The organism is Haloarcula sp. DT43, assembly GCF_037078405.1.
Classification (GTDB): Archaea; Halobacteriota; Halobacteria; order Halobacteriales; family Haloarculaceae; genus Haloarcula; species Haloarcula brevis.
Map to the genome: position 1 here is coordinate 101,542 of NZ_JAYMGZ010000002.1, position 26,081 is coordinate 127,622.

At 69.2% G+C, this 26,081-nt stretch carries 22 protein-coding genes and 1 pseudogene; 13 read left to right on the forward strand and 10 right to left on the reverse strand.

Annotated features, from left to right (window positions below; translation table 11 throughout):
• Window positions 1-194: 194 nt before the first annotated feature.
• The 3 genes from xacF to VI123_RS07735 all read right to left on the reverse strand — a co-directional run bounded on the left by xacF (window position 195) and on the right by VI123_RS07735 (window position 4,130).
• Window positions 195-1,640 (reverse strand): 2,5-dioxovalerate dehydrogenase, encoded by a 1,446-nt coding sequence (gene xacF, locus VI123_RS07725; protein ID WP_336337479.1) that lies wholly within the window; start codon window positions 1,638-1,640, stop codon window positions 195-197.
• Window positions 1,641-2,726: 1,086 nt separating this feature from the next.
• Window positions 2,727-3,662 (reverse strand): M48 family metallopeptidase, encoded by a 936-nt coding sequence (locus tag VI123_RS07730; RefSeq protein WP_336337480.1) that lies wholly within the window; start codon window positions 3,660-3,662, stop codon window positions 2,727-2,729.
• A gap of 129 nt (window positions 3,663-3,791) precedes the next feature.
• Window positions 3,792-4,130 carry a DUF7521 family protein gene (locus tag VI123_RS07735; protein WP_336337481.1) on the reverse strand — a complete coding sequence of 113 codons (339 nt, stop codon included), beginning with the start codon at window positions 4,128-4,130 and terminating at the stop codon, window positions 3,792-3,794.
• Between the two features lie 139 nt (window positions 4,131-4,269).
• On the opposite strand from VI123_RS07735, the pseudogene VI123_RS07740 reads away from it, so the two are divergent.
• The 3 genes and pseudogenes from VI123_RS07740 to VI123_RS07750 form a co-directional block, all read left to right on the forward strand.
• Window positions 4,270-5,004: pseudogene (locus VI123_RS07740) on the forward strand (MMPL family transporter); the annotation flags it as partial.
• A gap of 4 nt (window positions 5,005-5,008) precedes the next feature.
• Window positions 5,009-5,266 (forward strand): hypothetical protein, encoded by a 258-nt coding sequence (locus VI123_RS07745; protein WP_336337482.1) that lies wholly within the window; start codon window positions 5,009-5,011, stop codon window positions 5,264-5,266.
• 443 nt (window positions 5,267-5,709) lie between these two features.
• On the forward strand, window positions 5,710-6,426 hold the full coding sequence (locus VI123_RS07750; RefSeq protein WP_336337483.1) for a fumarylacetoacetate hydrolase family protein: 717 nt from the start codon (window positions 5,710-5,712) through the stop codon (window positions 6,424-6,426).
• Between the two features lie 97 nt (window positions 6,427-6,523).
• On the opposite strand, the gene VI123_RS07755 is transcribed toward VI123_RS07750, so the two are convergent.
• Both VI123_RS07755 and VI123_RS07760 read right to left on the reverse strand, forming a co-directional pair.
• Window positions 6,524-8,269 (reverse strand): excinuclease ABC subunit C, encoded by a 1,746-nt coding sequence (locus VI123_RS07755; RefSeq protein ID WP_336337484.1) that lies wholly within the window; start codon window positions 8,267-8,269, stop codon window positions 6,524-6,526.
• 33 nt (window positions 8,270-8,302) lie between these two features.
• Window positions 8,303-8,923: a hypothetical protein gene (locus tag VI123_RS07760; RefSeq protein WP_336337485.1), complete on the reverse strand. Its 621-nt coding sequence runs from the start codon at window positions 8,921-8,923 to the stop codon at window positions 8,303-8,305.
• A 73-nt stretch (window positions 8,924-8,996) separates the two neighbouring features.
• Between VI123_RS07760 and VI123_RS07765 the strand changes: the two genes are divergently transcribed.
• On the forward strand, window positions 8,997-9,536 hold the full coding sequence (locus tag VI123_RS07765) for a hypothetical protein (protein WP_336337486.1): 540 nt from the start codon (window positions 8,997-8,999) through the stop codon (window positions 9,534-9,536).
• On the opposite strand, the gene VI123_RS07770 is transcribed toward VI123_RS07765, so the two are convergent.
• Complete coding sequence (locus VI123_RS07770; RefSeq protein ID WP_336337487.1) at window positions 9,502-9,657, reverse strand: hypothetical protein; 156 nt, start codon at window positions 9,655-9,657, stop codon at window positions 9,502-9,504. The two genes, VI123_RS07765 and VI123_RS07770, sit on opposite strands and share 35 nt — an antisense overlap.
• A gap of 149 nt (window positions 9,658-9,806) precedes the next feature.
• On the opposite strand from VI123_RS07770, the gene VI123_RS07775 reads away from it, so the two are divergent.
• The 3 genes from VI123_RS07775 (at window position 9,807) to ligA (ending at window position 13,573) form a co-directional block, all read left to right on the forward strand.
• Window positions 9,807-10,910: a pyridoxal-phosphate-dependent aminotransferase family protein gene (locus VI123_RS07775; protein WP_336337488.1), complete on the forward strand. Its 1,104-nt coding sequence runs from the start codon at window positions 9,807-9,809 to the stop codon at window positions 10,908-10,910.
• Between the two features lie 141 nt (window positions 10,911-11,051).
• Complete coding sequence (locus VI123_RS07780) at window positions 11,052-11,369, forward strand: HalOD1 output domain-containing protein (protein ID WP_336337489.1); 318 nt, start codon at window positions 11,052-11,054, stop codon at window positions 11,367-11,369.
• Window positions 11,370-11,497: 128 nt separating this feature from the next.
• On the forward strand, window positions 11,498-13,573 hold the full coding sequence (gene ligA, locus VI123_RS07785) for an NAD-dependent DNA ligase LigA (protein WP_336337490.1): 2,076 nt from the start codon (window positions 11,498-11,500) through the stop codon (window positions 13,571-13,573).
• Here the strand turns inward: ligA and VI123_RS07790 are convergent, their stop codons facing one another.
• The 3 genes from VI123_RS07790 to VI123_RS07800 all read right to left on the reverse strand — a co-directional run bounded on the left by VI123_RS07790 (window position 13,574) and on the right by VI123_RS07800 (window position 15,860).
• Window positions 13,574-14,575, reverse strand: coding sequence for an ABC transporter permease (locus VI123_RS07790; protein WP_336337491.1), 1,002 nt, complete (start codon window positions 14,573-14,575; stop codon window positions 13,574-13,576). It abuts the gene before it with no gap.
• Window positions 14,572-15,498, reverse strand: a complete 927-nt coding sequence (locus VI123_RS07795) for an ABC transporter ATP-binding protein (RefSeq protein WP_336337492.1) — start codon at window positions 15,496-15,498, stop codon at window positions 14,572-14,574. The genes VI123_RS07790 and VI123_RS07795 overlap by 4 nt, the downstream gene beginning before the upstream one ends.
• An 86-nt stretch (window positions 15,499-15,584) precedes the next feature.
• The gene (locus VI123_RS07800; protein WP_336337493.1) at window positions 15,585-15,860 is read right to left on the reverse strand and encodes a hypothetical protein; all 276 of its coding nucleotides are present in this window, start codon (window positions 15,858-15,860) and stop codon (window positions 15,585-15,587) included.
• A gap of 170 nt (window positions 15,861-16,030) precedes the next feature.
• Here VI123_RS07800 and VI123_RS07805 point away from each other — a divergent pair, with 170 nt between their 5' ends.
• From VI123_RS07805 to VI123_RS07820, 4 genes are read left to right on the forward strand one after another with little or no spacing between them, the layout of a single operon-like run.
• Window positions 16,031-18,763, forward strand: coding sequence for a transglutaminase TgpA family protein (locus VI123_RS07805; protein ID WP_336337494.1), 2,733 nt, complete (start codon window positions 16,031-16,033; stop codon window positions 18,761-18,763).
• Window positions 18,763-19,362, forward strand: coding sequence for a DUF7269 family protein (locus tag VI123_RS07810; RefSeq protein ID WP_336337495.1), 600 nt, complete (start codon window positions 18,763-18,765; stop codon window positions 19,360-19,362). Before VI123_RS07805 ends, VI123_RS07810 begins: the two co-directional genes overlap by 1 nt.
• 2 nt (window positions 19,363-19,364) lie before the next feature.
• Window positions 19,365-20,771: a DUF58 domain-containing protein gene (locus VI123_RS07815; protein WP_336337496.1), complete on the forward strand. Its 1,407-nt coding sequence runs from the start codon at window positions 19,365-19,367 to the stop codon at window positions 20,769-20,771.
• 2 nt (window positions 20,772-20,773) lie between these two features.
• Complete coding sequence (locus VI123_RS07820) at window positions 20,774-22,387, forward strand: DUF7519 family protein (protein ID WP_336337497.1); 1,614 nt, start codon at window positions 20,774-20,776, stop codon at window positions 22,385-22,387.
• A 62-nt stretch (window positions 22,388-22,449) separates the two neighbouring features.
• On the opposite strand, the gene VI123_RS07825 is transcribed toward VI123_RS07820, so the two are convergent.
• Window positions 22,450-23,403, reverse strand: a complete 954-nt coding sequence (locus VI123_RS07825; RefSeq protein ID WP_336337498.1) for an AAA family ATPase — start codon at window positions 23,401-23,403, stop codon at window positions 22,450-22,452.
• 142 nt (window positions 23,404-23,545) lie between these two features.
• Here VI123_RS07825 and VI123_RS07830 point away from each other — a divergent pair, with 142 nt between their 5' ends.
• Both VI123_RS07830 and metX read left to right on the forward strand, forming a co-directional pair.
• Window positions 23,546-24,832 carry an O-acetylhomoserine aminocarboxypropyltransferase/cysteine synthase family protein gene (locus VI123_RS07830; RefSeq protein ID WP_336337499.1) on the forward strand — a complete coding sequence of 429 codons (1,287 nt, stop codon included), beginning with the start codon at window positions 23,546-23,548 and terminating at the stop codon, window positions 24,830-24,832.
• On the forward strand, window positions 24,829-26,031 hold the full coding sequence (gene metX / locus VI123_RS07835; protein ID WP_336337500.1) for a homoserine O-acetyltransferase MetX: 1,203 nt from the start codon (window positions 24,829-24,831) through the stop codon (window positions 26,029-26,031). Before VI123_RS07830 ends, metX begins: the two co-directional genes overlap by 4 nt.
• Window positions 26,032-26,081 lie beyond the last annotated feature (50 nt).

The window sequence follows — 26,081 nt, forward strand, 5'->3', positions numbered from 1 at the left end:
GGGCGTTTTCAGCGCTACCCGGCCGCCCGACCGGTCCTGCGCATCGAGAATAACGACAGTACAACCGTTACGGGATGCGTTCCGGAATGGTGAACGGGCGGTCCCAGGCGGCCACGTTCGCCCCTACGTTCCGCGCCAAAAGTGCGCCCCGCCGTCCACAGAGTCGTGACGGTTCGGGAGCGTGTCAGCCTCGATTAGCTGTTGCGGTACACCGTCTTGATGTAGCTGAAGAACTCCAGACCGGCGTCGCCCTGCTCGCGGTAGGTGTTCGTCGAGGAGCGCTTGAGGCCGCCGAAGGGAACGTGCAGTTCCAGCCCGGTCGTCTTCTCGTTGACCTTGACCACGCCGGACTCGGAGCGCTCGATGAACTCGTTTTCCTCCTCGATTCGGTCGGTCACGATGCTGGCCGAGAGCCCGTAGTCGATGTCGTTGGCGACCTCGACGCCCTCGTCGAAGTCGGAGACGGGAATGACGGCCAGCACCGGGCCGAACACCTCTTCCTGTGCGATGCGCATGTCGGGCTCGACGTCGGAGAAGACGGCCGGCGAGATGAAGTTCCCGGCGTCGTACTGGCCGCCGGTGAGTTCCTCGCCGCCCGTCTCCAGGGTCGCGCCCTCGGACTGTGCGATGTCGACGTACTCCAGGCTCCCCGCGAGTTCGTCCTTACTGACGTGGGGACCCATGTCCGCCCGGTCGAGGCCGTTCCCGATTTCGAGGGACTCGGCGTAGTCGACGACGGCCTCGAGGAACTCGTCGTACACGTCCTCGTGGACGATGGCCCGGGACGTGGCCGTACAGGCCTGGCCCGTGCCCCCGAAGGCCCCGGCACCGACGATGTCGGCCGCCTTGTCCACGTCGGCGCTCGGCATGACGACGGTCGGGTTCTTCCCGCCCATCTCCGCCTGGGCGCGCTTCCCGTTGTTCGTCGCCTGGTCGTAGACGTGCTCGCCGACGGCGGCGCTGCCGGTGAACGACACCACGTCGACCTCGTCGTGCGTGGTCAGCCGCTCGCCGACCTCGCTCCCGGGGCCACAGACGAGGTTGATAGCGCCGTCCGGAATGCCGGCCTCGTCCAGCGCCTCGACAATCATCGTGCCGACGGTCGGAGACTGCATGGCGGGCTTGATGACGACGGTGTTCCCGACCGCGAGCGCCGGCGCGATTTTCCAGGCCGGAATCGCGATGGGGTAGTTCCACGGCGTAATCAGCGCCGCGACGCCCATCGGCTCCTTCTTCGTCTGTAGGCCGGCGCGGCCGCCGCTGGGCTGTTTGACGGTGCCGCCGAAGTCTCGGGCCTTCTCCGCGTAGTAGTAGAAGATGTCTATCGCCCGCTGTACCTCGCCCTCTGCCTCCCCGAGGGGCTTCCCTTCCTCCCGGGTCAGCGTCTCCGCCAGCTCGTCTTTCCGGGACTTCAGGATTTCGCCGGTCTCGCGCAGGATGGCACCGCGCGCCGGCCCGGACATCCCGGCCCACTCGTCCGTCGCGTCCGCCGCGGCCGCGACCGCCTTGTCGGCCTCGGCTGCCGAGGACACCGGAACCGTGCTGACCACGTCGGTCTCGTCCGCCGGGTTCGTGACGTCCTGTGTCTCCCCGCTTCCGGTCCACTCGCCACCGATATAGTTCTCGTACGTCTGCGTCATACGTTCGATTCATTTCGTTCCCGATACTTACACGTTTCCCATCCTTCGCCGCGCTGCCCCGGTCGAAGTCCTGTCGTCCGCGGGACGTGGCTACTGACGACGCCGGGGCTCCGTGCGTCGAGCCAGCCCGGCCCGACGTTGTGTTCGACGATGAGGGACGGCCGGGCGGTCCGGTGTCTGTGACGCCAGTGCTGCACACAGCGTCTTCGCCGCAGTCGCTCCTGTGCTGTCGCTTGTGTCCCGGCCGCGCTGCTCCGCGGTTGACTGTCCAAATCTCCACTGTCCGAGTCCCAAACTAACATATTAATGCGTTGGAAGCAGTAATATATACTCCGAACGCAGTTGTGCGGACGGTAGCCACGTCGATTTGATATCGGGACATGTGGTTTATCGATGGAAACTGGCCGCAAAGAGGGACCCGACCGACGAGCCACAGGACGTCACCGATACTTCGAAACGGCCGCGATTGCCGAATCGACTGCTCGTCTGGAACTCGATTCCGGGTATCTGTCCACGGATACGTCAATATCTACCCAGACCGTCCTCAGCGTATGGAACCCGTCCGTTCCACGGCAAGACGGTGTCGCCCCGTTGGGGCGTCCGCGGGGGCTAGTTGGCGCAATCGACCTGCTCGAGGAGAGCGGTGGCGAGCGCGCTCTTTCGGTGTGATACCAGGAGGTGACAGTAGATATCGTCTTCACTGTCTGCACCGCAGTTACACAGCGGGCATCCGTACCTGTGCCCGGCCACCGTCTCCGTCGCTCGCCGCGGGATGCTGGCTTGCATACGTGAGTGCCGGTCGCCCTCCATCATAGCGGTTTCTAGGACCGCTATGTCGCTCTCTGTGTGCATATAGAGACGGTCGCCGGCCCCGGGTCCGGTCTCATCCGGCCCGTTTCACCACTTCCAGTGCTACGCTTGTCTATCGGACGAAGACCCCGAAATATCCGACGCCGGCTGTCCACGAGACTGCTCTGGCTCTGTGATTCTATCGGGCATTCGGAGACGAAATCTTCCCGAACTGTGGTCAAAATGGGTGCTTTGTGGCTGTTTTCGACTGGATAGCAATAGAACATCCACGTCTGGCTATCGCCGCCGGAAACCGCCTTGCTGCGCCGCCTTCTCACGCAACCGCTGAATCCGCTCGTCCATCGGCGGGTGGGTCGACAGGAGCCGCGACAGTTCCTCGTCCCCCTCGCCGTGGACGTACAACTGTCGGAGAGGGCCAAACTCCGGCTCCGAGGCGCGCTCGATTGTCCTGAGAGTTCGGGCGAGGGCGCCGGGATTCCCCGTGACCTCGACCGCGCGCTCGTCGGCCGCCAGCTCACGGCGCCTGGAGTACCCAAGTACCAGTAGCGTCACGACAAGCCCGAGTCCGGCGACCACCCGCAGTGCGTACCGCTGTGTGCGACCGAGCACGGACTGCGACCACGACGACGGGTCGCCGCGCAGCAGTGCGAGCGAGCGGGCGATGCCACCGGTCAGCACCACGACGGGGAACAACACGAGGCCGACGAGCCCGACGACCGTCTGGACGAGACTGTACGCGACGGTCTGGACGAGCGCGTCGCGGGTCTCCAGATGCGCGAGTTCGTGTGCCAGCAGCGCCTCGAACTCCGCCGCGGACAGCAGTCGGAACAGCCGCCGGTCGACGACGATGGCACCGGCCCCGCCGCCGATGGCGAACGCGTTCGGGACCGGCAGGTCCGCCAGCAGCAGCGTCGGCGTCGCCACGTCCATCCGCTCGACGAGCGCATCGAGGTGGCGGTACGTCTCGGGCGACTGCGCCCGCGGGAGTTCGACGGCGTCGAGGGACCGCTTGAGCCGCGCCGTCGCGGCCCAGTAGTTCACGACGCCGAGGCCGACAGCCGTCCCAGTGATGACCAGGACGGCCACCAGCGGTGACGGGCGGCTATCCCAGACCGGCAGGAGTAACGCGTATCCGACGTACGCCGCCGCGAGATAGACCAGCAGGGACAGCAGTCCGACGACGGCCATGAGGAGCCGTCGGGTCACAGCCATACCCGGCGTACGTGCTGCCCGGGAAAATCGCTTCGGGAACCCTGGTCGCTGACCCGTCATGGTGGGACGACAACCGAACCACGGGGATGCCGGGGTCGAACTACCGGGGCGGCGTCTCCCGGTGGCGGGTCACGAGCGACTCCGCAGCGAGAGGGAGTAAATTATCGACCCGATGCCGACGATTTCGATGACGTTGCTCAGCAACGGCGTGTAGAACGTGTAGACGATGAGGTCGACTTCGAGAGAGAGCCCGATAGACGAGACGACGAGCGTCGTCAGCGGTGACACGACCGTAATGAGCGCGAGGCCGACGGCGAGAAACAGCATCTGTCGCCGTTCGTTTCTCCGGTAACCTTGGTACGCCTGGTAGACCAAAAACAGCCCCATCGCAACGGCGAGTAACACGACCAGTAGCAAAACGAGGTAGTACGAGGGAATCAGAGAGGGATTAACTTGGAGCGGGTGCATCAGAGTTCCCCCAACATGTTGGTGAAACGGTCCGCCATCTTTTCGGCCGGTCGTTCTTTGACGTCGATTGTGAGTTCATTGTCCTCCAGTTCGATTGTGAGTCGCTTGAGCCGCCTTGTAGACGCTGTGGTGGTGCCCCTCGTCTTCGGCGAGTGACCAGGCCGAACGATACCTGACTGAGGACTACCGGGCCGCCCAGATAGAGTATCGAACTGACTCCGACGCCTCACAGACAGCAGTGACCGCTGGCGGGGCCGAACTAGCAGACAGATTCCGGTTCAACGCGACCGACACGGGGAGCGTCGTCGTCGTCCTCGCGGCGGTGATGGACCGCATCTTCCAGTCGGCGATTCAGGGACTCGTCATGGCGGTCGGACTGACCGCCGCGTTCCTCGTGCTCATCTACGGCCTTTTGGAGCGGAAGCCACTGCTCGGCGTGGTCAATGTCTTCCCGATACTGGTGGCAATCGCGTTCCTGCTCGGAACGATGCGATACATGGACATCACGCTGAACGCACTGACGGCGACGATTCTCTCTATCTCGGTCGGTGTCGGCATCGCCTACTCGGTGCACACGACTCACCGATTCATCGACGAGTACGACGCGACGACCGGTGCCCACGAGGCGATGATGGTCACGCTGACAGGGACCGGCGGCGCGCTGTTCGGCAGCATGCTGGCGACAGCGCTGGGGACCGGCGCGCTCGCGCTGGCGATTACCCCGATTCTCGGCAACTTCGGGGTCCTGATCGGCCTGAGCGTCACCTACTCGTTCCTCGCGGCGGTGATAGCGCTCCCGCCCGCGGTGTTGCTCTGGGAACGAATCCATCAGTGGGACCTCGATATCGTGGCGCGTCTCCGACCGGCGCTATAGCGACGTGTGCCGTGTCGACCGGGACGCTTTCAGCGACAACGCCCGTCTCTGCGGTGCACAGTCGCTCCCTGCTGGTGATTGTTTCGGCCGTTTGAGGATTCGGGTTAACGACACGAGTTTCACCGAATCGGGGCCAGACGACCGCAAGGACGAACAGGGTGTCTTCGGCCGCGGATTCGACAACGGGCTGGTCGCGATTGCCCGGCGGCTGATGGTTACGGGACTGCTGTCTGTGAATGACCCTGAAATCGAGGACGCCTGAGCCATCCGTAAGCGTTGCAGAGACTGTCATCCCGGTGGTCGAAGGCGGCAGGCGTGTCGCCGATGACACCGACTGCCGTCTCGCGTGACGCACCCTGTTCGATAGCGACACCACAGGGTCTCGACCGGCCGGCGTACGACACGCACTGGCGGACCGACGCTCTCGGAAACGCAGCGACGACCAGCGATTACGTCAATCCCGCCGTCTTCCGGTGGTCTCACTGGATCGTGATGGTGTACCCACGAAGACGAGATAATCTGGACGACAGAGGACTGCGCAGTGAACGACGGGCCAGTCGGTCGATAGCGCTGTCCCACCCGTGTCGACCTGCCCCAGGAGCTATTTCATATAGCGGTAGCTAGTTTATTTTATACCTCCGTTTGGCCGCCCACCGAGCGACTCCGGGGCGACACGCCTTTTTGACCGGCCCTCGGACCACAGGTATGCGAATCGCGCGACTGCTGACGGACGACGGTCCAGTCACCGGCGAATACGTCGACGGCGTCGTTCACGCCGACGACGGCCAGTACGCGGTCGGCCGCGACGGGCGGCTGCTCCCGCCGTGTGACCCGACCGCGCTGTACTGCGTCGGCCGGAACTACGCAGCGACCAACGACCAGATGGACTACGACCGGCCCGAGGAGCCGGACTTCTTCATCAAGCCCCCGACGGCCCTGGTGGCGCACGAACAGGCCATCCCCTATCCGCCGTTCACCGACGAACTCACCTACGCAGGCGAGTTGGCCGCCGTCGTCGGCGAGCGGTGCCACGACCTCGACCCGGCCGACGTTCCCGACGTCGTCAGGGGCTACACCATACTGAACGACGTCGACGCGCTGGACCAGCAGGGTCGAACCGCGCGAAAGGCCTTCGACGGGTCCGCGCCCCTGGGGCCGTGGGTCGAGACCGACGTCGACCCCACCGCTATCGACATGTACACCGACATCGACGACGAGCGCCGCCAGGCCGCAAACACCAGCGAGATGCTGTTCGGTCCCCACGAGGTGGTCGCGTACCTCTCGGAGCGGTTCACGTTCCGCCCCGGCGACGTCATCGCCTTCGGCAGCCCGGCCAATCCGGGGACTGTCGAACCCGGAGACAGCGTCGAGATAACCTACGAGGGCGTCGGCACGCTCCGAAACGAGGTCGTCGAGCCGTAGCTGGCTGAACAGGGCTGTAGCGTCTTTTCGATGCCGTTCTTCCGGAGTCCGTGTGGAACCGTCGTGTCCGCGATAAATCCTTATCTGCTATACGAAATCACTGCAGTCTGGTCCGAATCGTCTCCGCGGTCTGCTCGCCGATGCCGTCGATGGCCGTCAGTTCCTCGCTGGAGGCCGCCCTGACGTTGTCGACGCTGCCGAAGCGCCGGAGCAGTCGCTTCCGCGTCTCCGGGCCGATGCCGGGCACGTCGTCGAGCGTCGTCGACACGTCGTCCCGGAGCGTCTGGTGGTACTGCACGGCGAAGCGATGAGCTTCGTCTCGAACCCGCTGGAGCAGGTGGAGCTGCGGAGCGCCGCTGTCCCAGTCGTAGACGCGGTCCGGCGTCACGACCAGCTCCTCGTCTTTCGCCAGCGCGACGGCCGGCACGTCCCAGCCGGTCTCGGCCAGTGCGTCGCGGGCCGCCCCGAGCTGGCCGTCGCCGCCGTCGATGAGCAGCAGGTCGGGGTCCGGCCGGTCGTCCCGGCCCTCGACGGCCCGCGTGGCCCGCCACCGAACGAGTTCGCGCATGTTCGCGTAGTCGTCGTTTCGCTCGGTGAGCTTCTTCCGCCGGTAGTCGCTCTTCTCGGGCGTCCCGTCGACGAAGGTGACGTTCGACCCGACGGCCGACCGGCCCTGGGCGTGGCTCACGTCGAGGCCCTCGATGCGGTCCGGGCGGTCGATGCCCAGTGCGTCGCCCAGGCGGCCGGTCTCGTCGTCGGTCCCGCCGCGCTGGCGGGCGTTCTTCAGCGCGAGGTCGACCAGCGTCGCCTCCCGGCCGGCCCCGGGCACCCCGAGCGTGACGCCCTCGCGTTCCAGCCACGCCTCGATGTCCGGGTCGGCGGGGGACTCGGCACAGAGAATTTGGTCCGGCAGCTCCCGCTCGGCGTAGTACTGCGGGATGAACGCCCGGTACACGCCGGCGGTCCCTTCGCCGTCCGGTGCTTCGAGCGTGTGGCGGTCCCGCTCGACGAGCTTGCCGCCCTCGGCGTGGAGCCGGGCGACGATGGCGCGCTCCCCTTCGATGGCGGCTCCGAGCACGTCCATCGTCCGGTATCCACCGGAGTCGCTGACGGCGGTGTCGCCCTCGCCGTGGAGCGCCTCGACCGCGCCGAGCTTGTCCCGGAGGTTCGCCGCGCGCTCGAACTCCTGATTCTGTGCGGCGGCCTCCATCTCGCGGCGCAGCGGGTCCGCGAGCACACCGGCCTCACCTTCGAAGTACCGCCTGACGGACTCGACGTCTTCGGCGTAGTCCGCCTCGCTTATCTCGCCGGTACAGGGCGCGGTGCAGATGCCCATCTCGTAGTCGAGACAGGGCCGGTCCCGGTTGCGGTACTTGTGGTCGGAACACCCCCGCAGTCCGTACGTCTCCCGCAGTGCCTTCACGACCGTTTCGACGCGCCCCTTGTCGGTGAACGGTCCGTAGACGGTCGCGCCGTCCGCGGGGTCGCGGGTCACCTCGATTCGGGGGACGGCGTGATCGGTCAGCTGGACCAGCGGATAGGACTTGTCGTCTTTCAGTCGCACGTTGTAGGGCGGCCGGTGGCGCTTGATGAGGTTCGCTTCGAGCAACAGCGCCTGCGTCTCGGTGTCGGTGACGGCGAAGTCGACGGTCTCCGCGCGGTCGACCATCTTGGCGATGCGTTCGCTCCGCGGGTCGGCGTACGACCGCACGCGGTCCCGGAGGTCGACGGCCTTCCCGACGTAGAGGACCCGCCGCTCTCCGTCCCGGTCCTGTTCGAACAGGTACACGCCGGGCTCCCGCGGCAGCGACCCGGCGCGCTCCCGAACTCCGTCGGCGTCCATCGGGTCGGAGTTGGCGCTCGGCGGAGTTGAACGTCACGGGAGCGGGTCGTCGGGCTGCCGGCCCGTCCCGGCATCGGCCGGGGCCGCGCCCGGCACGACGGCGGCCTCGATGCGTTCGGCGACGCTCTCGTCGGTCGGCGCGGCCAGTTCGATGTCGTCGTCGCCGGCGACGCGGACGACGAGCAGCCGGTCGCGGCTCCAGAGGTAGACCCCGAGCACGACGACGGCGAAGGCCAGGGCGAGGCCGCCGAACAGGCGCATCAGGTCGTCCAGTTGCGCCAGCAGCGCCAGCATCGTCTGGAGCAGCCCCAGCATCCCGCCGATACCGACGGCACCCGCGGTCCCGCCGCTGTCGAGCGAGACGTTGCCCACGAGGCCGTCGAGGCTCACGGTCGTCCCGGCGGCCACCAGCACGACGCCGACGACCAGCGCCTTCACGCCGAGGTCGAGGAACGACCAGTCGCCGCTCGTCGTGACATCGACGCCCTCGACGTTGGGTCGGTCGACCTGTCGGTAGTTCGACCCTGCGCGGTCCGGCGTGAACACGAGGACGCGGTGGCTCGTCACGACGACCCCGCCGTGGTCTAGGCGAACGTCTTCTTCGATTACCTCGCCGTCGTACAGGAGGCTCTCGGCCCGTGCGACCCAATCCATACGCCCCGTTTACCGCGGAGACGTGTATATTCTCCCCCGTAACCGCTAACTGTGCGCCCGTGAACATGACGGTATGACCGCCGACCCCCGCTGCCCCCACTGCTCGGAGAAGGTCAGTGCGACCGCGACCTGGTGTATGCACTGCGGCCGCGACTTCGACAGCCCGGTCGACGCCGGGACCGGGACAACGGTCCTCGACGCCGGCGGCGGCCGGACCGCGTCAGACCTCGAAACGGCGCTCAACGCCGGCGACGTCGACGGCATCCGGGCCGCCCTCTCCCGGAGCGACAGCGGCCCGACGCTCGTCGGCGTCGGCCTCGCCGCTATCGGGCTGTTTACCCTCCCGCTCGTCTCGCCGCCGGGGCTCACGCTGGCGTCCCTCCTCGTCGTCGCCGGGGTGGGCGCGGTGGCCGCGACGAAGGCCACGGTCGACGCGGCTATCAGGACCGGCGGGAAGGCACTCGCCTTCGCTCCCTTCCTGCTGGTGTTTCTCGACGTGCTCCTCGGCTACCTGCTCAGCGGCGCGGTCGTTGCCGGCCCCACGGTCCTGCTCGGCCCGGCGGTGTACGCCGGAGTTGTCACCTACGCCGTCCGCCTGTACCGACGACGCTGAGGCGGTCTGTCCGTTCGCCGGAGCGGTCGTGCATCTCGACGAGCGTGTCGGCTACCTGCTCGACGGCCCTGTCGGCCGCGGCCGCCCGCTGGGCGTCCGTGAGCGGAGTGTGACGGCCCATAGACGAGTATGACTGGTCAACCGGTAAATACTTCCTGGAGGCTACAACCGCTGTCTGAGCCTTTCGCCGGTGGGGCCAGTCGAGACTCGCCCGGTATCAAAACTACCATGCCCCCCGGATTCGAGAGTCCACCTACTACAGGTGGTTCTGTGACCGAAAAACGCGAATACAAAGACGACTACCAGGACAAGACGCTGTATCTCCCGGGGCCGACAGAGGTGCGAGAGGACGTCATCGAGGCGATGGCCGAGCCGATGTTCGGCCACCGGATGGACCGGATGACTGACCTCTACACCACCATCGTCGAGGACACGAAGGAGTTCCTCGGCACCGACAACGACGTCATCGTGCTCACGGCGTCGGGCACGGAGTTCTGGGAGTCGACGACGCTGAACCTGGTCGAGGACAGCATGCTCGTGCCGACCTCCGGCGCGTTCAGCGAGCGCCAGGCCAACGTCGCCGAGCGGCTGGGCAAGGACGTCGACCGCATCGAGTACGACTGGGGCACGGCGGTCAAGCCCGACGACGTCCGCGACGCGCTCGAAGCCGGCGACTACGACGCCGTCGGGGCCGTGATGAACGAGACGTCGACCGGCGTCCGCAACCCCATCGAGGAGATCGGCGACGTGGTCGCTGAGTACCCGGATACCTACTTCGTCGTCGACGCCATCTCCTGTCTCGGCGGCGACCAGATAGACATCGAGGCCCACGGCATCGACGCCATCTTCACGTCCACGCAGAAGGCCTTCGCCATGCCGCCCGGACTGGCCGTCTGTGCGGTCAGCGACGACGCCTACGAGCGGGAACTGGAGAAGGAGTCGGCGTCGTGGTACGGCGGCTTCCAGCGCTGTCTGGACTACTACGACCGGAAGGGTCAGACCCACTCCACGCCGGCGATTCCGCTCATGCTCGCCTACCGCCAGCAGATGAAGCACATGCTCGACGAGGGCCACGACGCCCGCGACCAGCGCCATCGGGAGATGGCCGAGTACACCCGCGAGTGGGCCCGCGAGCACTTCGACCTCTACCCCGAGAACGGGTACGAGTCCCAGACGGTGACCTGCATCGAGAACACGCAGGATATCAACGTCGCCGAGACGGTCGACGCCGTCTCCGAGGAGTACGACATGGTGTTCTCCAGCGGCTACGGCGACATCAGCGAGGAGAGCTTCCGCATCGGTCACATGGGCGAACACACCGTCGAGAGTATCAAGGAGCTAACCGACGCAATCGAAGACGTGGCCGACCTGTAGTCCGGGACGAGGACCGACGGAAATCGACTCTCAGCCCCTATTTCGAGCGGAGCGCCGACGGCGTCCGGTATTTTCATAGTTTGATAATGCTGGGAAGACTATATTACCGCCTACTGTCTTGGTGTAGACAGACGAACTACTATGAGCAAGAGTAACAGGCGGAGTGGGGACAGCGACCCTTCGCAGCCGACGACGGTGACCCGGAAACAGTTCGACTGGACCGAGACCCGACCGAGCGCGGCCGTGACTGAGTACATCTCCGCGATGACCGGGCGGGAGCAGACCGACTTCCCGCCGCTGTACGAGACGGTCGACCCGGAAGCGGTCGATTCGCTCGTCGCCCCCTCGGACCGCGCGTCACCGGTCAGCATCTCGTTCGAGTACGCCGGCCACGCCGTCACCGTCCGGAGCGACGGGGAACTCGTCGTCGAAGCGCCGAGCGCCAAAATCGGCCGATAGCCGTCTGTCTGCGGTTGGTCTCTCTCCGCCGACACCGTAGTGGCTCGTAGCGACGCGGGCACCACCCCCGTTGCTGTCTCTTCCCGGAGCAGAGCCGTTTTTGTACGCGAAGGGCAACACTCCGCTAAATGACCACCGCCGAGGACGTCGCCGGGAACCCCTACGTCTCCGACCCGTCGACCGACTTCGACCCCGTCGAGGACATCGACGAAGCGACCGCCCGCGAGCAGGCCGAGGCGCTGCGCGAGGCGATTCGCCACCACGACCACCGGTACTACGTCGAGAACGACCCGGCTATCGGCGACCGGGCCTACGACGCGCTGTTCTCACGCCTGCAGGACCTGGAGGCGGCCTTCGACCTCGATACCGACGGCAGCCCGACCCAGCGCGTCGGCGGTGACCCGCTCGACGAACTCCCCGAGGTCGAACACGACGCGCCCATGCGCTCCATCGACCAGGGCGGCGAGGCGGCCGACGCGCGGGCGTTCGACGAGCGGGTCCGGGACGGACTGGGGGTTGACGCCGTCGAGTACTTCTGCGAGCCGAAGTTCGACGGGCTCTCCGTCGAGGTCGTCTACGAGGACGGCGTCTACCAGCGGGCCGCCACCCGCGGCGACGGCGAGGTCGGCGAGGACGTGACCGAGAACGTCCGCACCATCGCCGCCGTCCCCCAGCGCCTGCGCGGCGACTACCCCGACTACCTGGCCGTCCGCGGCGAGGTGTACATCCCGCGGGACGCCTTCACGGCCTTCAACCGCGAGCGCGTCGAGCGCGGCCAGGACCCCTTCGCCAATCCGCGCAACGCCGCCGCCGGGACGCTCCGCCAGCTCGACCCGTCGGTGACGGCCGAGCGCCCGCTGTCGGTGTTCTTCTTCGGCGTCCTCGACGCCTCGGTCGACTTCGAGAGCCACAGCGAGATGCACGAGCGGTTCCCCGAGTGGGGGCTGCGGGTCTGTGACCGGACCGCCGTCGTCGGGGACATCGACGCCGCCGTCGACTACCGCGACGCGCAACTCGACGCCCGCGACGACCTCGACTACGAAATCGACGGCGTCGTTATCAAGGTCGACGACATGGCCGCCTGCGATGAACTCGGGTCGACCTCTCGCGCCCCCCGCTGGGCGTTCGCCTACAAGTTCCCGGCCCGGAAGGAGGCGACCACCGTCCGGGACATCGTCGTCCAGGTCGGCCGGACCGGCCGGCTCACCCCCGTCGCGCTCATGGACCCCGTCGAAGTCGGCGGCGTCACCGTCTCGCGGGCCTCGCTGCACAACCCCTCGCTCGTCGCCGACCTCGGCGTCGACGTGGGCGACCGCGTCCGCATCAAGCGGGCCGGCGACGTCATCCCCGACGTCGTGGAAGTGCTCGACGACGACGGCGACGGCCACTTCGAGTTCCCCGAGACGTGTCCGGCCTGTGACAGCCCGGTCGAGCGCGACGGCCCGATGGCGTTCTGTACCGGCGGCCTCACGTGCCCGGCCCAGCGCGAGCGCAGCGTCGTCCACTACGCCAGCCGCGACGCGCTGGACATCGAGGGGCTCGGCGAGAAGGCCGTCCAGCAGTTGCTGGACGCCGGACTCGTCGAAGATGCCGCGGACCTCTACGAACTCTCCGTCGCGGACCTGGCCGACCTGGATGGATGGGGCGAGACGAGCGCGACGAATCTCGTCGACGAGCTGGACGACGCCCGGGAGCCGCCGCTCGCGGACTTCCTCACCGCGCTCGGCATCCCCGAGGTCGGGACCGTCACCGCGCGGACCCTCGCCCGGGAGTTCGGGACGTTCGAGGCGATACTCGGGGCCGCCGACGCCGGCGACACTGACTCCTTCGAGGCCGTCCCGGACGTGGGACCGACCGTCGCCCGCTCCATCGTCGACTTCTTCGAGGGCGCGGGCAACCGCACCGTCATCGACCGTCTGCTCGACCACGTCGACCCGCAGGCCGCCGAGCAGGGGGGCGGTGACGCCCTGGACGGCCTGACGCTCGTCTTCACCGGGTCGCTGGAGGGGTACACCCGTAGCGAGGCCCAGGAACTGGTCGAACGCAACGGCGGGTCGGCCACCAGCAGCGTCTCCGGCAACACGGACTATCTGGTGCTCGGCGACAACCCCGGCCAGCGAAAACGGGACGACGCGGCCGACCACGGCGTCGAGACGCTCGACGAGGAAGGGTTCGAAGCGCTGCTCGACGACGCCGGGGTGTAGCTACAGGTCCTTCCCTTCGAAGACGTAGTAGCCCGCGACCAGCGGGACGACCAGCCACAGCAGGAGGTAGGCGACGACCGCGACCGTGCTGTACTGGGGCGGCAGTGCGGCGTTGGTACACTCGACGCCGGTCTGTGTCATTTCGAGTGTGCCACCCAGCATCTCCTCGCACGTGGCCTGGGGGTTCGAGGTCAGGATGAGCCGCGAGCGTATCGGCGACCCCTGCAGTACCTCCCGGACGAGCGTGCGGTACGACGCGATGGGGCTCAGCAGCGAGACGAACAGTTCGACGTGAAGCTGGGTCACCTGGCCGATGTCCGTGTAGTCCGACAGCAGGTTCCCCAGCCCGGCCCCGAGGTTCGACCAGAACACCTGCAGGTAGACGTAGATGCCGAGCGACGCCGCCATCGTCCGGCGTGCGGTCTTCATCGCCGCCGAGAGCCCGATTGCGAATGCCGTGAACACGACCCCGTAGACCATCGTCGCCAGGGCAAACAGCAGGAACGACTCCCACGCGATTTCGATTTGCGACGGGAGCAACACGAGCAGGGTCGTCAGGAACCCGACCGTCACCGGGATGAGCGTGATGGCGCTCCGGCCGACGAACTTGCCGGCGAGCAGTTCCCCGCGCGTGTACGGGAGCGACAGCAGTATCTTCAGGGAGCCGCGCTCGCTCTCGCGGGCAATCGCCGCGTAGCCGATGACGATTGCCACGGCGGGGAGCAGCGGTGCCGCAATCGGCAGCGCAAAGCGGACGTACGCGTCCGTCGTCAGCGACGCCCCGGCCTCGGCGAACTGCTGGCCGATGTTGAAATACAGGCCCAGCACCGCCGGCAGCGCGAACAGCACGATGAAGATGAACGAGAGGACCCATATCCACGGCGAGCGGACCGTATCGCGGAACTCCTTTTTCGTGATGGGGTACCAGTCGGCGAACTCGGAGTTCCTGATGCTCGTGTCGACGTCGCCAAGGAAGCGCTTGACGGGGTTCTCGGCGCTCATGCGTCGGCCTCCGGCTGAGATTCGGTGTAGGCGGCGAACACTTCGTCGAGCGAGGCCTCTTCGGTCTCGAAGTTGGCGACTTCGTTCCCGCTCTCCTCGACGGCGTTGAGGACGGCCATCTTCGCGTCGCTGTCACAGCCGACGGTGAGCGTGGTGCCGTCCGCGGTCACCGTCGAGACCTCGTCGAGCCCCTCGATAGCCGCGACGGCGTCGTCGGTGCGCTCGCCGTCGGCCAGGGTCACGCGGAGCACGGTGTCTCCGGCGGCGGCCTCGCGCAGTCCGGCGACGCTGTCCTTGGCGATGAGGCGGCCGTCCTGGAGGATGCCGACCGTGTCACAGACTGCCTCGACCTGGCCGAGGATGTGACTGGAGAAGAAGACGGTCGCGCCGCGCTCGTTCTCCTCGCGGATGAGTTCCCGCATCAGGCGGGCTCCGTTGGGGTCCAGTCCGGTCGTTGGCTCGTCGAGGATGAGCAGGTCGGGCTGGCCGACCAGCGCCATCGCCAGCACGAGGCGCTGTTGCATCCCCTTGGAGTAGCCGCCGGCCTTGCGGTCGATGGCGTCGGCGATGCCGACCCGTTCTGCGAGTTCGTCGGGGTCGTCGTCGGCGTCTTTCGACTCGATGACGAAAGAGAGGTGTTGGCGACCGGTGAGCCGGTCGTACACGTCGTAGCCTTCGGGGAGGACTCCAGTGCGGGCACGGATTTGCTTCGGCTCTTCGTGGATGTCGTGACCGAGCACCGTCGCCGACCCGTCGGTCGCGCGGACGAAATCAAGGAGGATGTTGATGGTCGTCGACTTCCCGGCCCCGTTCGGGCCGAGGAAGCCGAAGATTTCGCCCTCCTCGACGGTGAGGTCGACCCCTTGCAGCGCGGTGAGGCTCCCGAACTGCTTGGTGACGCCATCCAGTTCTATCGCTGCCATACGGCCGGTTTGTGACGGCCGCGTGTATAGTCTTTCGTGTTCGAAATATCAAATAAAACGGAGGTCTCGCCCGCCCCAGCGGCCGTTTACACCTCGGCGTCGGGCTCGTGGCGCTCGGCCATCCGCCGGGCCTCCGTGGCGTAGCGCTCCCGGGTCTCCGCGTCGTTTACGGGTTCGAGCCGGTCGGGTTCGACGTCGACAGCCGCCGTAATCCGCTTGCGCCGGAGCAGGTTCGGCGAGAGCTGTTTGGTCAGGTGGCGGTCGCCCGCCGGGGGCGCGTAGATGAGCGTCACCATGCGCTCGTCGCCGAAACTGGAGCGTTCGACCAGCCAGCACTGGACCGTCTCCTCGTCGTCGGTCATTGCCGTGTCGTTTGCGGGCCGGCGGTTTATATCTTACAGCGGCCTCCGTCGCTGCCCGTGACGGGGCCACGGGTCCGTCCGCTCGTCCGGAACTGCGCGACTGGCAGCGCCGTCCCCGCAACTGACAGCAGATTTATGCCGACAGCGCCGGGACGGTACGGTAATCCGACGTGGGCTCCGACGACTCGCCGTTCGACGACGTGTCGGCAGACAGGGACTACCTCCGGGTCCTGCTCACTGCCGTGTGTGTGGTCGCCGTGGTGCTGGCGACGGCGACGCTCCCGATTCTCTCCCCCGGCGGGACCGAGACCCCGATGGAGTCCCTCGTCCCCCTTCCCCAGGAGAGCCCCTTCGGGTCGGCGGGGGGTGCCTCGACCGGTGGTGGTGGGGGGCAACTCGGGGCGCTGAATCCCGGCAGCCAGACCAGCGTGGGCGGGTCGCTCGGCGGCGGCGACAGCCCGTACCGGTCCCAGGACACGGAGCCCCATTTCACCGTCACGAGTTCTGAGCCGGCCTATTGGCGGACCGGTGCCTACGAGACCTACACCGGGACCGGGTGGGACGGACGCGCGGACCCGCGGGCCTACGAGGGGCCGCTGGCGGTCGACGGGATGGCCGACACGACCGTCGACTACGAGGTCCAGCTGGCCAGGTCCGCCACGTCGCTCCCGACCGTCTGGCGGCCGAAGTCGGTCTCGCGCGACGACGTGCTGGTCACCGCCTACGGCGCGGTCACGTCCGAGCGTCCGCTACCCGCCGGAACGACCTACAGCGCGACCAGCGTGACGCCCCCCGACGACCCCGACGTGTTGCGGACGAGCGGCCGAGACTACCCCGACGCCGTCGAGTCGCGGTACACGGGCGTGCCGGCGTCGACCTCGGCGCAGGTGGGGCCGTTCACCGACCGACTGACCGAGGACAGCGACTCGCCCTACGAGACGGCGGCGACCATCGAGCGGTGGCTGGAGGCGAACAAGAACTACTCGCTGAACGTCAGCCAACAGCCCGAAGACGACGTGGCCTCCGAGTTCATCTTCCAGATGGACCGGGGGTACTGCGAGTACTTCGCCACCTCGATGGTGGTGATGCTGCGGAGCCAGGACATCCCGGCCCGCTACGTCGTCGGCTACTCGACCGGCGAGCGGACCGGTCAGAACCGGTACACCGTCCGTGGGATGAACGCCCACGCGTGGGTCGAGGTGTACTTCGAGGGCGTCGGCTGGGTACGGTTCGACCCGACGCCGGGCCGAGAGCGACTCGAATCCGAACGGCAGGCGATGGAAGACAGCAGTCAGGAGTACAGCGCCGCCGAGTCCGGGAGCCCGGGCGAGGAGTTCGCCGTCGGGACGCCGACTGAGACCCCGACCGACGGGACGGGGCAGGAGCCCGGCGGGAGCGGGGACGAGGACACCGAGACAGGTGCGGACGGTGCCGACGACGGAACCGACGGGTCGGGCGACGACCAGTCCGCTTCGCGGTCCGGCGAGTTCGTCGTCGAACTCAACCGGACGGCGACGCCGGGCGCGGCGGTCGCCGCGACGGTGACCCGCGACGGCGCGCCGGTCGAGGGGGCGGCCGTGGCCTTCAACGGCGAGCCGGTCGGGACGACTGGGCCGGACGGCACCGTCTCCGGGACGGTCCCCTACGAAGCGGAACTGACGATAACCGTCGACGCACCCGGCGACGCGGCCGCCCTCGTCGCCCCCTCGGTACCACGTGACGGGACGCGCGCCTTCGCCGTCGCCGGCCCGCGGGCCCAGCAGTCGACGAACACGAGCTACGAGCTGAACACGACCGCGTCGGTGACTGTCACCGGCGACGCCGTCACCGGCGGCGAGGTGGTCGTCACCGCAACCGTCGACGGCGTGCCGGTGCGGGACGGCGGCCTGTGGCTCGACGGCGAGCGGGTGGCGACGACGAACAGACGGGGGCGCGCGACGGTCACGCTCCCGACCGAACCCGGCAACGTCACCGTCGCCGTCGAGCGGGACGCTGTCAGCGGCAACACGACCGTCGTCCTCGAACGGCTCGCCGTGGCGACGTCGCCGACGCTCCCCCTGGCCCTGCCCGCGACCGGTCAGCGGGTGAACGCGACGATGGACGGCGAACCGGTATCGAACGCGACGGTCGAAGTCGACGGGGAGCCGGCGGCCCGGACCGGCGCGACCGGGCGGACGACGGTCGGCATGCCGTTTGCCGCCAGCACCACGGTCACGGTCTCGAAGTACGGCCAGACGGCCACGGCGACCGTCGGCGGCCTGTTCGTCAACGCCGCGGGCGTGCTGGCCGTCTCAGGAACTCTCCTCGCCGGGGCGGTCGTCGGCGCTCGGCGGCGGCAGGTGACGCCGGGAACGCTCCGGGCGTGGGTGCGGGCCGCGCGCGAACTCGCCGTCGGCGCGCTGGTCGGTCTCGCCGCCGCTGTGGACGGCCTGCTGGGCGGTCTCCGAACCAGGGCGCGGCTGACGGCCGCGGCGCTCCGGGACCTGTTCGCCGGCCGCCGGTCGCCGTCGGCGCTGCTTGAGGCGGCCCGAGCGTGGGTCGACGCCCGCCTCTCGGCAGCCGAAGCGGCCGCAAGCGGCGCGCTGGGGACCGACGCCGAGGAAGCCGACGGCGCGCCCGCGGCGCGGGTCACCATCCGCGAGGCCTGGACGCGCCTGCTGGCCCAGGTGTCGCTCCGGCGGTACTGGACGCGGACGCCGGGGGACATCGCCGCCCACGCCATCGAACGGGACGGGCTTCCGCCAGCGGCGGTTCGGACGGTCCGGGACGCGTTCCGGGCGGTCGAGTACGGCCAGCGGGACCCACAGGAGCACGTGGCGGCCGTCGAGGACGCGATTCGGGCCATCGAGTCGGCCGCCGGGACACAGGACGCGACCGACGACGACGCGGAGGGGCGGTCCTGATGCGCCCCCGCACGGTCGTGTTCGGGACGGTGGGCCTGCTGGCGACCGCCGTCGCGGTCGCCCTGGTGGTCGCCCCGGCCGTCGTCGGCGAGTCGCTGGTCGCCGTCCTCGGTAGCGTCGCCCCGACGACCGCCCTCCTCGCCGGGAGTCTGGTCGTCGGGCTCTGTGCGGCCCTCGCCGGCTGGCTCGGCGGGCGAGGGACCGACGGGGCGGCGTCCGCCTTCGACGTGGCCGGCGACAGCCCGCCGGAGGCCGTGACGGCGACGGAGGGGCGGCTGGTCGCCGCCGACGTCGACGCGGCCATCGACGACGCGGTCGCGGGCGACGACGCGGCGATGGACGCCGTCACCGAGCGACTCACTGCGGCGGCGGCGACGGCCCACGCCATCGGTGCCGGCGTCTCACAGGAGGCCGCTCGCCGGGCCGTGCGGGCGGGGACCTGGACCGACGACGCCGTCGCGGCGGCGCTGCTCGCCCCGGAGGAACCGCAGTCACTGGTGGCCCGGCTCCGCCTGTGGCTCGACCCGGAGAGCGAGCGCCGTCGCCGCATCCGCCGGACCGTCGACGCTATCGAGCGGGTGTCGGGGGGTGACCGCTGACGATGCACCGCCGGATGCGGCGCTGGCGCGGCGGCCTCGCCGCGGCGCTGTTCCTCGTCAGCGTCTCGCTGCTGACCGCCGAGCCGCTGTTGCTCGCGGCGACGGTGCTACCGCTCGGTTACGTCGCCTACGGCGCGCTGTCGCGGGTGCCGGCCGGGACCGACCTGCGGGCGACGCGGTCGGTCTCCGACGCCCAGCCGACGCCGGGCGAGCCGGTCGCCGTCGAACTGACCGTGACGAACACCGGGAACGGCTCGCTGACCGACGTGCGAGTCATCGACGGCGTGCCCGCGGAACTGGCAGTCGTCGAGGGGTCGCCGCGGCTCTGTACCTCGCTGCGGCCCGACGAGAGTGCGACGCTGTCCTACGCCGTGATGGCGAAGCGCGGGACCTACACGTTCGACGCCGCCGCGGTGCGGGTGCGGACGCTGTCGGCGAGCGACGCGGTCACCGTCGACCTGCCAGCCGCCGGCGACGGGTCGCTGACCTGCTCGAACACCGTTTCGGAGGTGCCGATGGCCGACGCGACGCTCCCGCGGGCGGGGACGCTCCCGACCGACACCGGCGGGAGCGGCCTGGAGTTCCACTCGACGCGGAGCTACCAGCCCGGGGACCCGGTCAACCGCATCGACTGGCGGCGCTACGCCAAGACGGACGAACTGACCACCGTCGACTACCGGGAGGAACAGGCCGTCAGGACGGTGCTGGTGGTCGACGCCAGGCCGCCGGCCCGCGTGACGCCGGAGCCGGGGTTCCCGACCGGAGCGGAACTGTCGGCTTACGCCGCCGAGCGGCTGTTCGACGCCCTCTCGCGGACCAGCGTCGTCGCCAGCGTCTGTGCCGTGGGGCTGGCCGAGTCGGACGTCCCCGGCGGGCTCGGTCCGGACGGACTGGCGTGGGTCGACCCCGCCGGCGGCCACGCGGCCGCTCACGCGCGACAGGTGTTCGACAGCGTGGGTCGCGCCGCGGCCCGGCAGTCGGCGGACCACGCGACCAGCGGCCCCAGTACGGCCGACGATGCAGACGTGGCCGGGGCCGAGTCCACACCGCAGTCACGGGACGGCGACGCGCGGATGACGACGGCCGACGGCGGCACGACCGACGACCCGGCCCTGCTCGCCGTGCTCGCCCGGCTCCCGCCGACCGCGCAGGTGGTGGTGTTCTCGCCAGTCGCCGACGAGTGGGCCGTCTCGCTGGTCTCGTCGCTCGCGGTCCGTGACTACCCGACGACGCTCGTCAGCCCGGCGCTGGCCCGCGGCGGCTCGCTGGGCGCGGCCGTGGCCGGCGTCGAACGCACCGCCCGGCTCCAGCGGGCCGAACTGTCCGGCGCGACCGTCATCGACTGGGACCTCGACAGCCCCATCGACGTAGCTCTGCGGGCCTCGCTCGCGGACCTGTTCAGCGTGTAACCATGGCCGACCACACCACACTCCCGACCCGGATGCCCCGGACCAGCCTCGCCGTCGTCGTCGGCGTGACGGCGCTGCTGGTCGCCGGACTGCTGGGGGCCGTCAGCGCCGACCGGGTCGCGCTCGTCGGCGCGGGGACCGGCCTCGCGCTGGCGCTGTCGCTGTGGCTGAGCGGCTGGAACCGCTGGCGGGCGGTCGGGGCCGTCCTGGCCAGTATCCTCGCGCTCCCGGTCGCGGTCGGGCTCTCTGTCGCCACCGGCGGTGCGGTCGTCACGCTCGGGGCCGACCTGTTCCCGGTCCCCTCGCAGGCCGGCGTCCGGCCGGCGGTCGTCACGCTGGCGTCGCAGGTGGCCGTCGTCCTCGGCTGTCTGACCGCTGTCTTCGGTGCGAGCGCGGCCACCCGCGGCGTCGTGGACACCGAGCGGGTGGCGGCCTACGGCGGCGTCGTCGTGCGGACGACCGCCGTCCCGTTCGTCGTCGCCCTCGCGCTGTTCGCGCGGGGAGCCGTCGACTTCCTGCAGTCCAACGCCGGGACGCCGGGCGTCCAGCAGCTGGCCGGCGAACTCCTCGCCCGGGTGCTGGGGCCGGTGTTCGACCCGGCCCCTGGGCGAACGCATATCGCCATCTTCTGCCTGCTGCTCGCGCTCGCGGCGGCGGCGCTGGCCCGCGGCCTCGACGCTCTGCCGCTTGCCGAACTCGTCCCGGAGACGAGCGACGCGCCCGACGTCGACGGGGCCGTCGCCGCCGCCGAGCGGACGCTCCGGTGGACGGGCCGGCTCGCCCTGCTCGTCGCTCCGGTCGCCGGGCTGGTCGAACTGTCCGTCGGCCAGCAGTTCCTCGCCGGCACACTCCCCGGTGGCCTGTACGGGGTCGCCGTCGGGGTCACGGCCGCGCCGGGCCTGCGCGGGCTCCTCTGGTGGCTGTTCCTTGGCGGTGCGGCCGTCTCCGCTGCGGTCTGGGCCCTCCGGCGGGCGGTCCGGAGTTCGGCCGACCGCGTCGGCTCTGTCCTCGCGCCCTACGTCGGCGGCGTCGTCGTCACTCTCGCCGTGGTCTCGGTCGCGGGGCCGGCGGTCGAAGCCGTCGAGACGGCGCTCCGGGCGACCCCGGCCGCGGCAGCCGTCGACCGGTTCGTCGTCCCGGTACTGGACGTGTACGGGCCACAGACGGTCGCACTGGTGCTGGTCGTCGTCGCGCTGTTCTCGGTCGTCGCCGCGGCCGGACAGCTGTGGCTGGCGCTTGCGGCGGGCTACCTGCCCGAGCGGACGGCAGGCGTCACGCTCGCGGCGGCCGGCCTGTTCGGTGCCAGCGCCTTCGCCGCGACGCTCGCGACGCCGACGTGGCTGGTGCTCGCGGGCCTGGTCGGCGCGGTCGTCGTCTGGGACGCCGGTGCCTTCGGGACGACGCTCGGGCGCGAGGTCGGCACCGGGGCTGCGACCCGCCGCGCCGAACTCGTCCACACCGGCGGGACCGTCGCGGTCGGGGGCGTCGGCGTGGCGGCGACGCTGGGGCTGGCCGCCGTCGCGCAGGGTGCTATCGCCGTCGAGCCGTCGGCCGCCGTGGCCAGCCTCGTGGTCTGTCTCGTCGCCGTGGTGGCGCTCGTCGTCGCGATGCGGTAGCGGCTCGCGGGGCCGAAGTCGGCCGCGTGACCGGCCGACCCCGCTGGCGCGGTCCCGAGAAATCAGGGGCTGACGGCGGGTACCTCGACGCGGTCCAGCACGTCCTTGACGACGGTCGCGGGGTCGACGCCGCGGACGCCCGCGTCGGCGGTCAGCACGAGCCGGTGGGCGAACGCCGCCACGGCGACGCTGGTCACGTCGTCCGGCACGGCGTAGTCGCGCCCGTCCAGCACCGCGGCGGCGCGGGTCGCCTCGAACAGCCGCTGGATGCCACGGGGGGAGACGCCCACGTCCACGCGGTCGTCCTCGCGGGTGGCCCGCCCGAGTTCGACCACGTAGTCCCTGAGCTTCCCGTCGACGGTGACCGACTCGACGGCCCGCTGGAGCGCGGGGATGCGCTCGCCGTCGATGACGCTGGTGACGCTCGGGGCCTGTGCCGTCCGGTCGGCCCGCCGGTCGATGAGTTCGCGCTCGCCGCCGAAGTCGGGGTAGCCCATCGACGTCTTGACGATGAAGCGGTCCCGCTGGGCCTCCGGCAGGCCGAAGGTCCCCTCCTGCTCGACGGGGTTCTGCGTGGCGATGACGAAGAACGGCTCTGGCAGGTCGTGAGTCACGCCGTCGACGGTCACCTGCTTCTCGCCCATCGCCTCCAGCAGGGCGGCCTGGGTCTTGGGCGGCGCGCGGTTGATTTCGTCGGCCAGCACGACGTTGGCGAAGACGGGGCCGGGCTGGAAGTCGAACTCGCCGGTGGCCTCGTTGAACACGTTCGAGCCGGTGATGTCGGACGGCAGCAGGTCCGGCGTGAACTGCACCCGCTTGAAGGAGAGGTCGAGCGCCGTCGCGAACGACCGGGCGGTGAGGGTCTTCCCCGTGCCGGGCACGTCTTCCAGCAGGACGTGCCCCCGGGCGAGAATCCCGGTCATGACGGTTTCGAGGAAGCGGTCGTCGGCGATGACGGCACTGCCGACGGCGTCGAGAATCTGTCGGCTGGTTCGTCCGGCAGTGTCGTGGTCCATACCGGCGTGTCGACAGCCTCCGACAAATACCCTCTCCCTCGGTTTCGCCGGCCGGCGGCCGGGCCCGTGCCACGCTATCACAATAAGAGAGTATTGCCGTAACTCTGAGTTATAGATGTATGGAGATATATGCATACTGCACATGACCGACGACTACGGATTCGGGACGCGCTGTGTCCACGCCGGCCAGGAGGAGCCGGACCCGGCGACGGGGGCACGCGCGCCGCCCATCTATCAGACCTCCTCGTACGTCTTCGAGGACGCCGATACCGCGGCCGACCGGTACGCCCTGGAAGACGACGGCAACGTCTACTCGCGGTTCGACAACCCCACCGTTCGGATGCTCGAAACCCGCATCGCGTCGCTGGAAAACGCGGTCGACGCCGTCGCCACCGGGTCCGGGATGGCCGCCCTCGACGCCGGGACCTTCGTCCTCGCGGCCGCCGGTGACAACATCGTGACGGCCTCCTCCATCTACGGCGGCACCCACTCGTACTTCTCGAAGGCCGCCAGCCGCCGGGGCATCGAGACCCGTTTCGTCGACACGCTCGACCCGGACGCCTACGCGGAGGCCATCGACGAGGATACTGCCTACGTCCACTTCGAGACCATCGGCAACCCCTCGCTCGTGGTGCCACCGATGGAGGACATCGCCGAGGTGGCCCACGACCACGGCGTACCGGTCTTCGTCGACAACACGTTCGGGACGCCGGCGCTCTGTAACCCGCTCGACCACGGCGTGGACCTCCTCTGGGAGTCGACGACAAAGTGGATTCACGGCTCCGGGACGACCGTCGGCGGCGTCCTCGTCGACGGCGGCTCGTTCCCCTGGGACGAGTACCCCGAGAAGTTCCCGGAACTGGGCGGCGAGAACGAGGCCTTCGGCAAGAACTTCTCCGAGGCCTTCGGCGACCGCGCCTTTTCCGTGGCCGCCCGCCAGCGCGCCCTCCGCTCGCTGGGCGACGGCCAGAAACCGTTCGACGCCTGGGCGACCCTCCAGGGGACCGAGACGCTCTCCCTGCGGATGGAACGGCACTGCGAGAACGCGATGACGGTCGCTCGGCACCTCGACGACCACCCCGAGGTCGCCTGGGTCACCTACCCCGGGCTGGAGAGCCACGAGACCCACGACCTCGCGTCGGAGTACCTCTCGGGCGGGTACGGCGGCATCGTCACCTTCGGACTGGAGGCCGGCTACGACGCCGGGCGGCGGTTCTGCGAGGAGACCGACCTCGCGCAGTTCCTCGCCAACATCGGCGACGCGAAGACGCTGGTCATCCACCCGGCCTCGACCACCCACGCCCAACTCAGCGAGGCGGAACAGCGCGCCAGCGGCGTCACGCCCGACCTGGTCCGGATGAGCGTCGGCATCGAGGACCCCGAGGACGTCGTCGCGGACATCGACGACGCCATCGCCCGTGTAACATGAACGTCGAACACGACACCCTCTCGCTGGGCGAGTTCGAGTTCGACTCTGGGGAGACGATTCCCGACCTCGAAATCACCTACGAGGCCTACGGCGAGTTCGACGGCGACAACGCGGTGCTGGTCTGTCACGCGCTGACCGGTAGCGCCCACGTCGCCGGCCGCGACCGCGTCGACAGCGCCGACCAGGCTCGCGCCTGGTGGGACGACATCGTCGGGCCGGGCAAGGCCATCGACACCACGGAGTACTACGTCGTTTGCGCGAACGTGCCCGGTTCCTGTTACGGCTCGACGGGGCCGAAAAGCGAGCACCCGGAGACGGGCGAGCCCTACGGCACCGACTTCCCGCCGGTCACCGTCGGCGACTGGACCGAGGCCCAGCGCGCCCTGCTGGACGAACTCGGGATTCCGCACCTCCACGCCGTCGTCGGCGGCAGCGTCGGCGGCATGAACGTCATCGAGTGGGCCAAGCGCCACCCCGACCACGTCGACCGCATCGTCCCCATCGCCGCCGCCGCGCGGCTGGACACGCAGTGTCTCGCGCTCGATGCCATCGCCCGCCGGGCCATCACGACCGACCCGAACTGGAACCAGGGCCACTACTACGACGGCGACCCGCCCAGCGACGGCCTGGCGCTGGCCCGCCAACTGGGCCACGTGATGTACCTCTCGAAGGCGTCGATGGAGCGCCGCTTCGGCCGCCGCGCCGCCGGCCGGGACGCCGTCCGCACGTTCCCCACGGACGCCGCGGGCGCGTTCTTCCCGTACCGCGACGTGGAGTCGTACCTCGACTACAACGCCGAGAAGTTCACCGAGCGGTTCGACGCCAACAGCTACCTCTACCTGACGCGGGCGATGGACAACTACGACCTCGCCGCCGGGTTCGAGTCCGACGCCGACGCGCTGGCGGCCTTCGACGGCGAGGCGCTCGTGATGTCCTTTACCGCCGACTGGCACTTCACCACCCAGCAGGCCGAGGCGCTGGCCGACTCGCTCCGGGACGCCGACGCGAACGTCGCCCACCACGTCATCGACTCCGACCACGGCCACGACGCCTTCCTCGTCGAACCGGACAACGTCGGCCCGCCGCTGTCGGACTTCCTCGACAGCGGCGTCGCCGGCAAGGCCGTCACCGACTCCGTCGTCGAGGACAGCCAGGAGAGCGACTTCGCGCCGGTCCACAACAGCCTCTTCTCGCGGTGAGCGCCGCGCTCGCCCACACCGGCCGCCGTGTGCCACGCTAGTATTTATCA

Coding starts and splice junctions, on each gene's coding strand:
- xacF (WP_336337479.1), bottom strand. CDS start 1,640: ATGACGCAGACGTACGAGAACTATATCGGTGGCGAGTGGACCGGAAGC.
- VI123_RS07730 (WP_336337480.1), bottom strand. CDS start 3,662: ATGGCTGTGACCCGACGGCTCCTCATGGCCGTCGTCGGACTGCTGTCC.
- VI123_RS07735 (WP_336337481.1), bottom strand. CDS start 4,130: ATGCACCCGCTCCAAGTTAATCCCTCTCTGATTCCCTCGTACTACCTC.
- VI123_RS07750 (WP_336337483.1), top strand. CDS start 5,710: ATGCGAATCGCGCGACTGCTGACGGACGACGGTCCAGTCACCGGCGAA.
- VI123_RS07755 (WP_336337484.1), bottom strand. CDS start 8,269: ATGGACGCCGACGGAGTTCGGGAGCGCGCCGGGTCGCTGCCGCGGGAG.
- VI123_RS07760 (WP_336337485.1), bottom strand. CDS start 8,923: ATGGATTGGGTCGCACGGGCCGAGAGCCTCCTGTACGACGGCGAGGTA.
- VI123_RS07765 (WP_336337486.1), top strand. CDS start 8,997: ATGACCGCCGACCCCCGCTGCCCCCACTGCTCGGAGAAGGTCAGTGCG.
- VI123_RS07770 (WP_336337487.1), bottom strand. CDS start 9,657: ATGGGCCGTCACACTCCGCTCACGGACGCCCAGCGGGCGGCCGCGGCC.
- VI123_RS07780 (WP_336337489.1), top strand. CDS start 11,052: ATGAGCAAGAGTAACAGGCGGAGTGGGGACAGCGACCCTTCGCAGCCG.
- ligA (WP_336337490.1), top strand. CDS start 11,498: ATGACCACCGCCGAGGACGTCGCCGGGAACCCCTACGTCTCCGACCCG.
- VI123_RS07790 (WP_336337491.1), bottom strand. CDS start 14,575: ATGAGCGCCGAGAACCCCGTCAAGCGCTTCCTTGGCGACGTCGACACG.
- VI123_RS07795 (WP_336337492.1), bottom strand. CDS start 15,498: ATGGCAGCGATAGAACTGGATGGCGTCACCAAGCAGTTCGGGAGCCTC.
- VI123_RS07800 (WP_336337493.1), bottom strand. CDS start 15,860: ATGACCGACGACGAGGAGACGGTCCAGTGCTGGCTGGTCGAACGCTCC.
- VI123_RS07810 (WP_336337495.1), top strand. CDS start 18,763: ATGCGCCCCCGCACGGTCGTGTTCGGGACGGTGGGCCTGCTGGCGACC.
- VI123_RS07815 (WP_336337496.1), top strand. CDS start 19,365: ATGCACCGCCGGATGCGGCGCTGGCGCGGCGGCCTCGCCGCGGCGCTG.
- VI123_RS07820 (WP_336337497.1), top strand. CDS start 20,774: ATGGCCGACCACACCACACTCCCGACCCGGATGCCCCGGACCAGCCTC.
- VI123_RS07825 (WP_336337498.1), bottom strand. CDS start 23,403: ATGGACCACGACACTGCCGGACGAACCAGCCGACAGATTCTCGACGCC.
- VI123_RS07830 (WP_336337499.1), top strand. CDS start 23,546: ATGACCGACGACTACGGATTCGGGACGCGCTGTGTCCACGCCGGCCAG.
- metX (WP_336337500.1), top strand. CDS start 24,829: ATGAACGTCGAACACGACACCCTCTCGCTGGGCGAGTTCGAGTTCGAC.